We start from the raw sequence: 12,064 nt of genomic DNA, 5'->3' as shown, positions 1-12,064 counted from the left end.
GCTCTCGTCATCGGGCTCGGCCACCGACGCCGGACAGGACGCGTGCACCCAGTCGAGGAGGGTTGAGGTAGCCACTCGGGCCACAAGGCCCCGGTCCCCCGAGAGGCCGGGCCTTCCTCCATCCTCACAGCACACCGAGTACCGTTCGCTGCACGGGTCGGCTGCCCGCCCGGGTCGGTCACCTACGGCAAGTCAGTGCTGCTCGCCCGCTGCCTGCCGCCGTCGTCGGCTGATGACGAGCCAGAGGCCGGTCCCCACCAGCAGCAGCCCGAACAGCAGCACCGGAACCGGAACCGGTAGGGAGAAGCCGCTGCCTGCGGTGGTGGCGAAGAGGGTGTCATCACCGGGCTCCAGGTCCCAGGAGACGGTGCGGCCCACCAGGGTGCCGTCGTGGTCGGTGACAGCCTCCGGGAAGGTCACCGACAAGTCGATCATCCACGGCGTGGCGACCTGATCGTCCTCCTCGGCGCCGTCCGGTGCGGTGAGGTCGAGGTCACCGAACCGGCCGGCCACGATGTGTCCGTCCTCCTCGGCGGCGACGATCAGTGCGCCGGAGGTGGACTCCTCGATCCGCTCGATCGGCACGTCCGTCAGCGTTAACGTGGCCCCGATGTACTCGCCGTCCTCGAACGGCTCCGCGGCGATGCCGGCATCCGGGGCCGCGGCGATCTCCTCGTCCAGGATGCGCTGCAGCGCGTAGGGATCCTGACCATTGGCCTCGGCCCAGGCCTGGCTGACGGCGACCACAACGTCACCGGAGAGGGTGTCATCGGTGCTGATGGTCACCCCGCCGTCCAGCCGCACGCAGCCGGTGAGCACCACGAGCGCGAGCAGGACTGCGCCTACCGGGCGCCAGATCCACGAAGTCATTCCTCGAGTGTGCCATCGTGCGGCGACGGCTCAGCCGTGGTCCGCGCCGGTATCGGTCGCAGCCGCTTGGGCGTTCGAGCCGGAGACGGTGCCCGAGTCGGCCGCGTCCGGCCACACCCAGTCGGCTACCTCGGGGATGTCCACACCGTGGTCGCGGGTGTACTGCCGGGCCTTCAGGCGGGCATCGCCCATCTCCTGGCGCAATCCGGCGTACCGGCTGCCCAACTGCGGCACCCGGTCGATCACGTCCATCACCAGGTGGTAGCGGTCCAAGTCGTTCAGCATCACCATGTCGAACGGTGTGGTGGTGGTGCCCTCCTCCTTGTATCCGCGCACGTGCAGGTTCGGGTGGTTCGTGCGCCGGTAGGTCAGTCGATGGATCAGCCACGGGTAGCCGTGGTAGGCGAAGAGGATCGGCTTGTCCTTGGTGAACACCGTGTCGAAGTCGCGATCGGACATCCCGTGCGAGTGCTCCCGGTCATCCTGCAGGCGCATCAGGTCCACCACGTTCACCACCCGCACCTTCAGGTCCGGCAGGTACTCGCGCAGCAGGCCGGCCGCAGCCAGGGTCTCGATGGTGGGAATGTCCCCGGCGCAGGCCAGCACCACGTCCGGGTCCTGCCCTTCCACCTCGGAGCCGGCCCAGTCCCACACCCCCACGCCGCGGGCGCAGTGGGCGATCGCGGCCTCCATGTCCAGCCACTGCGGACCGGGTTGCTTGCCGGCCACCACCACGTTGACGAAGTCCCGGGTGCCCAGGATCTGGTCGTAGACGCTCAGCAACGTGTTCGCGTCCGGTGGCAGGTACACCCGTACCACCTCCGCCTTCTTGTTCATCACATGGTCGATGAAGCCGGGGTCCTGGTGGGAGAAGCCGTTGTGGTCCTGGCGCCACACGTGCGAGGACAGCAGGTAGTTCAGCGACGGTATCGGTGCCCGCCAGGGGATCTCCTGGGTGACCTTGAGCCACTTGGCGTGTTGGTTGAACATCGAGTCGACGATGTGGATGAACGCCTCGTAGGAGTTCAGCATCCCGTGCCGGCCGCTCAGCAGGTAGCCCTCCAGCCATCCCTGGCACATGTGCTCCGACAGCATCTCCACCACCCGGCCGCTGGGTGCCAGATCATCGTCCTCATCGATGTCGCGGTACTCGGCGTTCCACTGCTTCGCGGTGACGTCGTAGACCCCCGATAGCCGGTTCGAGGCCGTCTCGTCCGGGCCGAAGATGCGGAAGTTGTCCGGGTTGGCCCGGATCACCTCGGTCAGCCACCGTCCCAGCACCTTGGTGGGCTCGTCGATGCGCGCGCCGGGGGCGGGAACGTCGACGGCGAAATCGCGGTGATCGGGCAGGCGCAGGTCGCGCAGCAGGAGCCCGCCGTTGGCATGGGGGTTGCCGCTCATCCGTTGTCGCCCCTGCGGGCAGAGGCCGGTGATGTCCGACGACGGAGCACCGTCGTCGTCGAACAGGTCGCCCGGGTGGTACGAACGCAACCATTCTTCGAGCAGGCGCAGGTGCTCGTCGTCGTCGCGGGCCTTCGCCAGGGGCACCTGGTGGGAACGCCAGGATCCCTCGACCACGTTGCCGTCGACCGTGACCGGTCCGGTCCATCCCTTGGGCGTGCGCAGGATGATCATCGGCCACGCGGGGCGGGCCTCATCGCCCTCGGCGGCGCGGGCCTTGATGTCGGCGATCTCATCCAGCACGCCGTCGAGTAGTTCGGCGTAGCGGCGGTGCGTGTCGGCGACCGGTTCGTCATCGAACCCGGCGGTGAACAGGTGCGGGTTGTGTCCGTATCCGCGCATCAGTTCCAACAACTCGGTCTCCCCGATGCGGTCCAGCACGGTCGGGTTGGCGATCTTGAAACCGTTGAGATGCAGGATCGGCAGCACCACCCCGTCGGTGCGCGGGTTGAGGAACTTGTTGCCGTGCCAACTGGTGGCCAGTGGTCCGGTCTCGGCCTCACCGTCGCCGACGACGGTGACCACCAGCAGATCGGGATTGTCGAATGCGGCGCCGTAGGCATGGGAGAGCGAATAGCCCAACTCGCCGCCCTCGTTGATCGACCCGGGAACATCGGCAGCGACGTGACTGGGCACCCCGCCGGGGAAGGAGAACTGCTTGAACAACCGGCGCATGCCCTCGGTGTCCTGGGTGACGTCGGAGTAGGCCTCGGTCCAGGTGCCCTCCAGGTAGGAGGCGGAGACCAGGGCAGGCCCGCCGTGACCGGGACCGGTGACGTAGATGGCGTCCAGGGCCCGGTCGATGATGGCGCGGTTCATGTGCGCGTAGGTGAACGTCAGGCCCGGGGTGGTGCCCCAGTGGCCGAGCAGCCGCGGCTTGATGTGCTCGGGTTGCAACGGCTCGTCCAGGAGCGGGTTGGCCATCAGGTAGATCTGTCCGACCGACAGGTAGTTCGCGGCCCGCCACCACCGGTGCAGGGTGTTCAGACTGTCCTCGTTCACCTCCGTGGTGCTGCGGGGCCAGGCCGGAGCGGCAGGAGGTCGCGAGGTCTCAGCAGTGGTACCCATCTGCCCAGCGTGCACCGTGGCGCGCGGACGCGCCAGGGGGCGGCAGTACCCGGGGCCCTTGCAGCGCCTTGCGACGCCAGGGGGCGGAGGAACACCGGACCGTGGGGATGCCGGGAGCGACCACTTGGCCCTAGCCGGTTCCGTACCCCTGCATCGCCGACACCGTCAGGCCGTCGCGACGGGTGTCGGTGCGCACCACCTGGGCTACCACCGGGTGCTCGGTGCGCACGATCAACCCGTAGGGGACCCCCAGCGGAACCGGCACCGGGTCGAACAGGTCGTTGATCCGCACATGCCGCACCCGCCGCGCACCGACCGCCAGGGTGAACGGCCCCAATGGGTCCTCATCGGCCCGCAGCACCTCGATCTCGGCGGTGGCGTCCTGCGGCCCGGGGTTGAGCAGGCACAACTCCTCACGGCTGGTGAACTCCGGCTCCGCCCCGGTGCCGGTGGCCGGGATGCACCCGGCCGGGAAGACCCAGATGCGATGCCCCAACTGCTCGGTCATGACTGGCCCCCGTTCGCGCCGTCCTGGTCCTGCTCCAGCAACGAACGCAGGTAGTCGTTCATCAGCACCCCGTCCGGGTCGTGCCGGCGCCGGATCTGCTGGAAGTGTTGCCACTGCGGGTACATCGGTGCCAGGTGGGTGGCCGTGCGGGAGTGCTTCTTGCCCCAGTGCGGGCGACCGCCGTAATCCAGCAGCAACGGTTCCATGTCCGCGAAGTAGGGGTCCTCGGGCAGGTCGGCGTTGTGCAGCAGGGCGATGCTCATCGAATCGTGCCCGGTGGCATTGGACAGCATCAGGTCATCGGCCGCGATGGTGCGTACCAGAACCCGCCAGGCCACGTGGTGACGGTGGCGGGACTTGATGCGTTCCCGCACCGCCTGGAACACGTCCATGCCGACCTCCAACGGGAACAGGTACTCCATCTCATCGAAGCGCAACGGGGGCACGGTCGGGATGATCTCGTGGCTGGGGCCGGTCTGCTCGGTCACCACGTGGGCGTCTGCCGGCATCACGGAGGCGGTGTGCTCGGGCAGGTTCAGCGTGCGCACCTTGACCTCGTCCCTGCGGGGGTACCAGTAGATGTCGGCGTTGCGGTTGGTCAGGGACAACTCCAGGAAGTGGTCGATGGCCCACTCCGCGCCCGCGCTCCACTCCAGGCGGCGCAGGTCGTACTCGGGGGTGGCGCGGATGGTCACCGCCGTCATTACCCCGATCGTGCCCAGCGACACCCCGATCGCCCGCAGCAGCGCATCCTCGGTGCGACCCGCGCCGGCCCCTGCCCTGGCGATGCCGTCGTCACCGCCGACCGGGCGGCTGCCCGGCGGCGGCGCGGTGGCCGGGGACGCGTCGTCGTCGAACCCGAAGTCGAGCACCTCCCCGGTCCCGGTGACCATCCGCCCGCCGGCCAACAGGGTGGACAGGTTGCCGAACTGGAGCCCGGTGCCGTGGGTGCCGGTGCCGATCGCCCCGGCCAGGGTCTGGTAGGACACGTCGCCGAAGTTCTCCATCGCCAGGCCCACCTGCGCCAACTCCGCACCCGCCTGGTCCAGGGTGGTGCCCGCGCCGAGTCGGGCCAGGCCGGCCTCGGTGTCGTGATCGATGAGTCCGGATAGGCCGTCCAGGGACACCAGGACGTCCTCGGAGGCGATCAGCGGTGTGGAGGAGTGCCCGCTCCCGCGGGGCCGGACGGTGTGACCGTGTTCGCGGGCCCGGCCGATGATGCGGGCGAGTTCACCCTCGTCCGCGGGTTCGAGGTGCCGGCCGGGGGTGAACCGGACAGAGCCGGACCAGGTGCGGTACTCCCGCGCGGCGGCCTCATCCATGACTTTCACGTTAGGTGCCCGCACCTGCCGGCGCCACTTGCGCAGGCGGCTTCAGGAGGATGCCTGCCGGCCACCCTGAGCGGAATAGACTCAACTTCGCTGGAGTTGTCCCTTATGGACCCTGATACTGCTCGCGGAGGAAGCGAACTTTGGACACTCAACTCACCACCAAGTCCCAGGAGGCGCTGTCGGCAGCCGTCCGCAACGCCTCGGCCGCCGGTCACGCCCAGGTCGAGCCCGCCCACGTGCTGGCCGCCCTGCTCGCCCAGGAGGACGGGATCGCCGTCGCGCTGTTGAACGCCCTGGGGGTCGCTCCGGCCATGGTCGCCGGGCGCACCGAAGGTGTGCTCACGGGCATGCCCGCGGCCTCGGGATCTTCGGTCAACCAGCCCCAGGTGTCTCGCGGCCTGGCCACGGTGATGAAGACCGCCGGCGAGGAGGCCAAGGCGCTGGGGGATGAGTTCGTCTCCACCGAGCACCTGCTCATGGCCCTGGCGACCGACTCCGGCAACGCCGGTGAGGTGCTGCGTTCCATGGGTGCCAACCGCGACGCGCTGGCGGCCACGCTGCCGAACGTGCGGGGTTCGGCACGGGTCACCACAGCGGACCCCGAGGGCACCTTCCAAGCCCTGGAGAAGTACGGCACCGACCTGACCGCCGCCGCTCAGGAGGGGCGGATTGACCCGATCATCGGGCGCGACACCGAGATCCGCCGGGTGGTGCAGGTGCTCAGCCGGCGCACGAAGAACAACCCCGTCCTCATCGGGGAGGCCGGCGTCGGGAAGACCGCCGTGGTGGAGGGCCTGGCCCAGCGGATGGTCGACGGCGACGTGCCCGCCTCCCTGCAGGGCAAGCGACTGATCTCCCTGGACCTGGGAGCGATGGTGGCCGGGGCGAAGTACCGCGGGGAGTTCGAGGAGCGCCTCAAGGCGGTGCTCGATGAGATCAAGGACTCCGACGGCGAGATCATCACGTTCATCGACGAACTGCACACCGTGGTCGGTGCCGGCGCCACGGGTGGAGACTCCACCCTGGACGCGGGCAACATGCTCAAGCCGATGCTCGCCCGCGGAGAGTTGCGCATGGTCGGGGCCACCACGCTGGATGAGTACCGCGAGTCCATCGAGAAGGACGCCGCCCTGGAGCGCCGGTTCCAGCAGGTGTTCGTCGATGAGCCCTCGGTGCCGGACACGGTGGCGATCCTGCGCGGCATCGCGCCCAAGTACGAAGCCCACCACAAGGTGGAGATCGCCGATGGTGCCCTGGTGGCTGCGGCGTCGCTCTCGCACCGGTACATCACCGGACGGCAGCTGCCGGACAAGGCCATCGACCTGGTCGATGAGGCCGCCTCCCAACTCCGGATGGAACTGGACTCCTCCCCGATGGAGATCGATGAACTCCAGCGGGCCGTGACCCGCCTGGAGATGGAGGAGTCCTACCTCTCCGACGCCGACAACGACGAGGCCTCCGCCGAGCGACTCGCGCAGTTGCGCGCCGATCTGGCCGACCGGCGGGAGGAACTGGTGGCCCTGACCACCCGGTGGGAGGCGGAGAAGGCCGGCCGTAACCGGGCCGGTGATCTGCGCGAGCGGCTGGACACGCTGCGCACCGAGGCGGCCCGCGCCGAGCGCGAGGGAGACCTGGAGACCGCCTCCCGGCTGCGTTACGGGGAGATCCCGGGCGTGGAACGCGAGATCGCCGAGGCCGAGGCCGAAGAGGCCGGCACCACCGAGCAGGCCCCGATGATCGCCGAGCGGGTGGGTCCCCAGGAGATCGCCGAGGTGGTCGCGGCCTGGACCGGGATCCCCACCGGCAAGCTGCTGGAGGGGGAGACCGAGAAGCTGCTGCACATGGAGGAGGTCATCGGCCAGCGTCTGGTGGGCCAGCGCGACGCCGTCGGAGCCGTCTCCGATGCGGTGCGCCGTTCCCGCGCCGGGGTGGCCGACCCCGACCGGCCCACCGGTTCGTTCCTGTTTCTCGGACCCACAGGTGTGGGTAAGACCGAAATGGCCAAGTCCCTGGCGGACTTCCTCTTCGACGACGAGCGCGCCATCGTGCGCATCGACATGAGCGAGTACTCCGAGAAGCACTCCGTGGCCCGCCTGGTCGGTGCCCCGCCCGGGTACGTGGGCTATGAGGAGGGTGGTCAGCTCACCGAGGCGGTGCGGCGCCGGCCCTACTCGGTGGTGCTGCTCGATGAGGTGGAGAAGGCCCACCCGGAGGTCTTCGACATCCTGCTGCAGGTGCTCGACGACGGGCGCCTGACCGACGGTCAGGGCCGCACGGTGGACTTCCGCAACACCATCCTGGTGCTCACCTCCAACCTGGGATCGCAGTTCCTGGTGGACCCGTCCCTGGACCCGGCGGCGAAGAAGGAATCGGTGATGACCGCCGTGCGGGCCTCGTTCAAGCCCGAGTTCCTCAACCGTCTCGATGAGATCGTCGTCTTCGACGCCCTGACCATCGATGAACTCGGCACCATCGTGGACCTGCAGGTGCGTCACCTGGCGGACCGTTTGGCCGACCGCCGGCTGCAGTTGGAGGTGACCCCCGCGGCGCGGGAGTGGCTGGCCCTGGAGGGCTACGATCCCGCCTACGGGGCCCGGCCGCTGCGCCGGCTCATCCAGCGTGAGATCGGGGACCCCCTGGCGAAGTTGCTGCTGGCCGGGGAGACGGTGGACGGGGATCGCGTCACGGTCGATCGCGCGCAGGAGACGAGCGCTGGCCTGGTGCTCACCAGCGACTGACCACGGCGGACGATCGGTCGGACCTCACAGCGCTTCCGTGTGTAACTCCACGTCCCCGGCCGTGAAACTGCCGGTCAGGTGATGGTCCGGCTCAACCGTGAGCAGGCACCGCATCATGCGATCCCCCTCCTCCCAGGAATCGGAGGTGGGGGAGACGGTGTGGGTGCGCAGCGCCGCGGTGTCGACCTCCTCCGGAACCACCTGGTAGGAGACCGGCAGGCAGTGCTCCTCGGCCTGCCGGGCGTAGGCGTAGCGACTGTCGAACTCCGCGTCGGTGATCTCCTCGGTGGCCACCACCTCGGCCTGGTGCGGCGCCGCGCACGGGACCTGGCGCAACAGATCGTCGTGCACGTACTCCAACGACTCCAGGCACGCCCCCAGGGCCAACCGCGTCTCGGGCACATCGACCGCGGTATCGGTGTCACCGGGTGCGAGTTCGTCCTGCCCGCTACGGGAGATCATGATGCCGGCGACCGCCGCCAGGGCGAGCACCGCCACGACCGCCACGACCGCCGCGGCGATCCGCGCTCGACGTCGTCCCTCGGTGCGCCCGGGTGCGTGCGGCGACGTGCTCATGGTCACGCACCCTATCGGCCGGTGCTGCCACGGCGGCAGCGCGGCGTCATCCCGGCGGCCGCGGGGACGGGGCGATGGAATGGGTGCCCACGCGGGTTAAGGTGTGCTGGTCCGTCTCCCGGAGGTTGCTGGCATGTCCGATCGACTCATGGGCAGAAGCGCCTATGAGGTGCTCGGGGTGTCCGCGCAGGCCTCCGATGCCGAACTCAAGCGCGCCTACCGCCGCATGATGCGCCAGTCCCATCCCGATCTGGGCGGGGACCCTGAGGTTTTCGCGGCCGTGCAGGCGGCCTGGGCGCAGGTGAGCAGCCCGCGGTTGCGCGCCGTGCATGACCAACGACGGCGGAGTTCACCCGCTGCCGGGCCGGAACCGGAGCAGCGGGTCTGGGCCGCCGGTACTGCGGGGCGATCCTCGGCCTCGCGTTCGGCACCGGCGCGGGCCCGATCCCACGGGCACCCCGGGGGGTGGTCCCGCCAGCAGTACCTGACGCTGGTCCGCGAATGGGTCGGGCGCGGCGTGGACCTGACCGACCCCTACGAGCCCGCCCTGGTGCGGCGCGCACCCCGGGAGATCCGCCACCTGCTGGCCGATGCGGTCGCCGAGGAGGCCACCGCCAAAGCGCTGGCCGACCTGGGCTCGGCGTTCACCGTCTGGCATGACGTGGCCACGACCAGAAGCCCCCGTTCGGCCGCCGCCGCCGGGCACACTAAGATCGATCACATCGCGCTGGGGCCCACCGGGTTGTTCGCGATCCAGTCCGAGGACTGGGGCGCTCCGGTGCGGCCGGGCACCCGCGACCTGCACAGCGAAGGGCTGGCCGAGCGGGAGCGGCCGATGAAGGACCTGGCCGGCCGGCTCCGGGCAGCGCGCTCCTGGGGGCTGCACTTCACCGCGCTGGTGGTGGTGCTGCCCGATGGGCACCTGGAGGCCGACACCGCGGTGGTGGGGCGCTCGCGGCGGCTGCGGCGGATGGTGGTGCGCAGCAGCGCGATCGCCGCACTGCTGCGCACCGGCGTCCCGGGGGTGCCCGGGCTGGAGGCGGACGTGCTCTTCGACTGGCGCACGCGGCTGCACCGGTCGATCCACTTCGTCTGAGCCAGGACGGTCAGTTCAGCAGGTCGCCCTCGAACGGCCCGGTGGCACCACGGGCAAGACACATCAGCTGGGTGTTGCCCTCTTGCCAACCCTCGCCGCTGGGAATCAGGTACCACGGCATCACCTGGACCTCGTCGGTGGGCAACGCCTCGACCTGGTCGGTGCAGACCTGGTCGGCCTGGGTCTCCAACTCCTCCTGCCCGGGAAAGTCACCGTCCAGGGTGTGGACCGAGATCACCTGGGCGATGTGGGTCTGCGCGCAGGGCACCACCCGCACATCACCCACCGGGCGGGCCGGGGGCAGCGTGAGTATGCAGTTGCCTTCGGCCAGGGTGGCCGAGGCGATCGTGCGCGGGGTGTCGGTGTCACCGGCCTGGGGGGTCTCGGTGAGGCGGTCGAACGTGCCGGTGAGTGCCAAGGTGATCACGGTCAGGATCCATCCGACCGTGAACAGCGCCCCCAGCACGATGGCGCTCATTGCCAGCGCCGGGCTGCGTCGTCGTCCGCCCTTGACGCGGGGGCGGGCCAGCAGGCCCAGCACCAGTCCGGGCAGGCCCAGCACCGAGGTGATCAGGCCGAGCACGGCGCGCGGCTCCAACTTCGCCTTGGGCATCTGCGGGAAGGTGAAGTGGCCGTAGTTGCCACTGGACTCCTGCATCGGCGGAGGTGCGGATCGCTGACCGTAGGGGCTCTGGCCGGGCGAGGCGGCGGGTTCGGCGGTGGGTGAGCCGGCCGGACCCGTGGGCACCGTGGGCACCGGCGGTGCTCCCGGGGGTGCTTCCCAGCGCTTCTGCCGCCGCTGGGCGCGGGACGGCTTGCCCGGTGGCGGCTGGGGCGGCTCGGTCATGGAGACACCCTAAACGCCGGTCGCGCCCGCTGGCTCACGCGGTGTGCCTGTCCGGGGGAGGTCGGTCAGGCGCGCCGGTCATGCGCGCCCGCCCCGGTCAGGCGTGCCGGTTCATGCGCGCCCGCCCCGGTCAGGCATCCACCTCGATGATCACCGGCACATGGTCCGAGGCGCCCTTGCCCTTGCGTTCATCGCGGTCGATGGCGGCGCCCAGCACCCTCTCGGCCAGGGCGGGAGAGGCCAGGGCGAAGTCGATGCGCATGCCCTCGTTGCGGGGAAAGCGCAGGCGCTGGTAGTCCCAGTAGGTGTAGGCGCCGGGGGTGTGGGCGCGGGTGACCTCGACGAACCCGGCCTCCTGCAGTGATGCGAAGGCGTCCCGCTCCGGTGGGGAGACGTGGGTGGCGCCCTCGAAGACGGCGGTGTCCCAGACGTCCTCGTCCAGCGGTGCGACGTTGAAGTCCCCCAGGAGTGCGATCCGCGCGTCGCCATCCTGTTCCAGCCAGGTGGCGGCCTGGTGCCGAAGTGCCGCGAGCCAGTCCAGTTTGTACAGGTAGTGCGGGTCCACCAGGGTGCGCCCGTTGGGCACGTACAGGCTCCAGACGCGCACGCCGCCGCAGGTGGCGCCGAGCGCCCGGGCCTCGGCGGCCGGGGGGTCGCCCCAGGTGGGCTGCTCGGCGAAGTGGGTCTGCACGTCCGCCAGGCCCACGCGAGAGGCGATCGCGACGCCGTTCCACTGGTTCAGGCCGTGGAAGGCCACCTCGTAGCCGATCGCCTCGAAGTCCATCACCGGGAACTTCGCGTCGGCGACCTTGGTCTCCTGCATCGCCAGCACGTCGGCGCCGGTGCGTTGCAGCCAGGCGGTGACCCGGTCGAGCCGGGACCGGATGGAGTTGACGTTCCAGGTGGCGATTCTCATGCCGATCACCGTATCGCCAGGGCCGATACCCTGGATCGCGTGAACACCTCTCCCCTGGACCGGCTGATCGAACTCGTGGCGGACCTGGCAGTGGTGCACGGTGAGGTCACGCTCAGCAGCGGCAAGAAGGCCGACTACTACGTGGACATGCGCCGGGCCACCCTGCATCACGAAGCCGCCCCGCTGATCGGGCACCTGCTGCTGGACCGGTTGGAGGAGGCCGGGATGGGTGTGGCTGAGGTGGACGCCGTGGGCGGGCCCACGATGGGCGCTGACCCGGTGGTTTCGGCCGTGCAGCACGCCGCGGCCAGCCGGGGCCTGTCCCTGGATGCGTTCCTGGTGCGTAAGGAAGCCAAGGGGCATGGAATGCGCAGGCAGGTGGAGGGGCCCGATGTCGGCGGCCGGCGGGTTGTGATCCTGGAGGACACCTCCACCACCGGGAACTCGCCGTTGTTCGCCGCTCGGGTAGCCCGTGAGCACGGCGCGCAGGTGGTCGGCGTGGCGACCGTGGTGGACCGGGACACCGGGGCTCGGGAGGCGATGGAGCGGGCCGGGCTACCGTACGTCTGGCTGCTCTCGGCCGAGGATCTCGGATTGACCACCCGTTAGACTCGATCCCGGTTCGCGCCCTCGGGTGATGGACCGGAAGGGGT

General features: G+C 69.9%; 10 protein-coding genes. 3 read left to right on the top strand and 7 right to left on the bottom strand.

Annotation, left to right across the window (positions count from 1 at the left end; genetic code table 11):
• Positions 1–192: 192 nt before the first annotated feature.
• The 4 genes from ACPL7H_RS01655 to ACPL7H_RS01640 form a co-directional block, all read right to left on the bottom strand.
• Positions 193–870 (bottom strand): LppM family (lipo)protein, encoded by a 678-nt coding sequence (locus ACPL7H_RS01655; protein ID WP_424795426.1) that lies wholly within the window; start codon positions 868–870, stop codon positions 193–195.
• A 30-nt stretch (positions 871–900) separates the two neighbouring features.
• The gene (locus ACPL7H_RS01650; protein ID WP_424795425.1) at positions 901–3,399 is read right to left on the bottom strand and encodes a phosphoketolase family protein; all 2,499 of its coding nucleotides are present in this window, start codon (positions 3,397–3,399) and stop codon (positions 901–903) included.
• Between the two features lie 130 nt (positions 3,400–3,529).
• Positions 3,530–3,907 carry a sensory rhodopsin transducer gene (locus ACPL7H_RS01645; RefSeq protein WP_424795424.1) on the bottom strand — a complete coding sequence of 126 codons (378 nt, stop codon included), beginning with the start codon at positions 3,905–3,907 and terminating at the stop codon, positions 3,530–3,532.
• Entirely contained in the window at positions 3,904–5,229 is a 1,326-nt protein-coding gene (locus tag ACPL7H_RS01640) for a D-arabinono-1,4-lactone oxidase (RefSeq protein WP_424795423.1), read from the bottom strand. Before ACPL7H_RS01640 ends, ACPL7H_RS01645 begins: the two co-directional genes overlap by 4 nt.
• A 149-nt stretch (positions 5,230–5,378) precedes the next feature.
• Between ACPL7H_RS01640 and clpB the strand changes: the two genes are divergently transcribed.
• Entirely contained in the window at positions 5,379–7,976 is a 2,598-nt protein-coding gene (gene clpB / locus ACPL7H_RS01635; RefSeq protein ID WP_424795422.1) for an ATP-dependent chaperone ClpB, read from the top strand.
• A 24-nt stretch (positions 7,977–8,000) separates the two neighbouring features.
• Here clpB and ACPL7H_RS01630 read toward each other — a convergent pair whose 3' ends face one another.
• Positions 8,001–8,552: a septum formation family protein gene (locus ACPL7H_RS01630; protein ID WP_424795421.1), complete on the bottom strand. Its 552-nt coding sequence runs from the start codon at positions 8,550–8,552 to the stop codon at positions 8,001–8,003.
• 133 nt (positions 8,553–8,685) lie between these two features.
• On the opposite strand from ACPL7H_RS01630, the gene ACPL7H_RS01625 reads away from it, so the two are divergent.
• Positions 8,686–9,648, top strand: a complete 963-nt coding sequence (locus ACPL7H_RS01625; RefSeq protein WP_424795420.1) for a J domain-containing protein — start codon at positions 8,686–8,688, stop codon at positions 9,646–9,648.
• Between the two features lie 10 nt (positions 9,649–9,658).
• Here the strand turns inward: ACPL7H_RS01625 and ACPL7H_RS01620 are convergent, their stop codons facing one another.
• Both ACPL7H_RS01620 and ACPL7H_RS01615 read right to left on the bottom strand, forming a co-directional pair.
• Positions 9,659–10,495, bottom strand: a complete 837-nt coding sequence (locus ACPL7H_RS01620; protein ID WP_424795419.1) for a hypothetical protein — start codon at positions 10,493–10,495, stop codon at positions 9,659–9,661.
• A 130-nt stretch (positions 10,496–10,625) separates the two neighbouring features.
• Positions 10,626–11,411 carry an exodeoxyribonuclease III gene (locus tag ACPL7H_RS01615; RefSeq protein ID WP_424795418.1) on the bottom strand — a complete coding sequence of 262 codons (786 nt, stop codon included), beginning with the start codon at positions 11,409–11,411 and terminating at the stop codon, positions 10,626–10,628.
• A gap of 39 nt (positions 11,412–11,450) precedes the next feature.
• On the opposite strand from ACPL7H_RS01615, the gene pyrE reads away from it, so the two are divergent.
• Entirely contained in the window at positions 11,451–12,020 is a 570-nt protein-coding gene (gene pyrE, locus ACPL7H_RS01610; RefSeq protein ID WP_424795417.1) for an orotate phosphoribosyltransferase, read from the top strand.
• Positions 12,021–12,064 lie beyond the last annotated feature (44 nt).

The organism is Pseudactinotalea sp. Z1732, assembly GCF_049724975.1.
Lineage (GTDB): Bacteria > Actinomycetota > Actinomycetes > Actinomycetales > Beutenbergiaceae > CALKWS01.
This window is presented reverse-complemented; position numbering and strand designations above follow the sequence as displayed.

Bases quoted from the DNA above. Each gene is read 5' to 3' on its own strand.
- ACPL7H_RS01655 (WP_424795426.1), bottom strand. From the start codon at position 870: ATGACTTCGTGGATCTGGCGCCCGGTAGGCGCAGTCCTGCTCGCGCTC.
- ACPL7H_RS01650 (WP_424795425.1), bottom strand. From the start codon at position 3,399: ATGGGTACCACTGCTGAGACCTCGCGACCTCCTGCCGCTCCGGCCTGG.
- ACPL7H_RS01645 (WP_424795424.1), bottom strand. From the start codon at position 3,907: ATGACCGAGCAGTTGGGGCATCGCATCTGGGTCTTCCCGGCCGGGTGC.
- ACPL7H_RS01640 (WP_424795423.1), bottom strand. From the start codon at position 5,229: ATGGATGAGGCCGCCGCGCGGGAGTACCGCACCTGGTCCGGCTCTGTC.
- ACPL7H_RS01630 (WP_424795421.1), bottom strand. From the start codon at position 8,552: ATGAGCACGTCGCCGCACGCACCCGGGCGCACCGAGGGACGACGTCGA.
- ACPL7H_RS01625 (WP_424795420.1), top strand. From the start codon at position 8,686: ATGTCCGATCGACTCATGGGCAGAAGCGCCTATGAGGTGCTCGGGGTG.
- ACPL7H_RS01620 (WP_424795419.1), bottom strand. From the start codon at position 10,495: ATGACCGAGCCGCCCCAGCCGCCACCGGGCAAGCCGTCCCGCGCCCAG.
- ACPL7H_RS01615 (WP_424795418.1), bottom strand. From the start codon at position 11,411: ATGAGAATCGCCACCTGGAACGTCAACTCCATCCGGTCCCGGCTCGAC.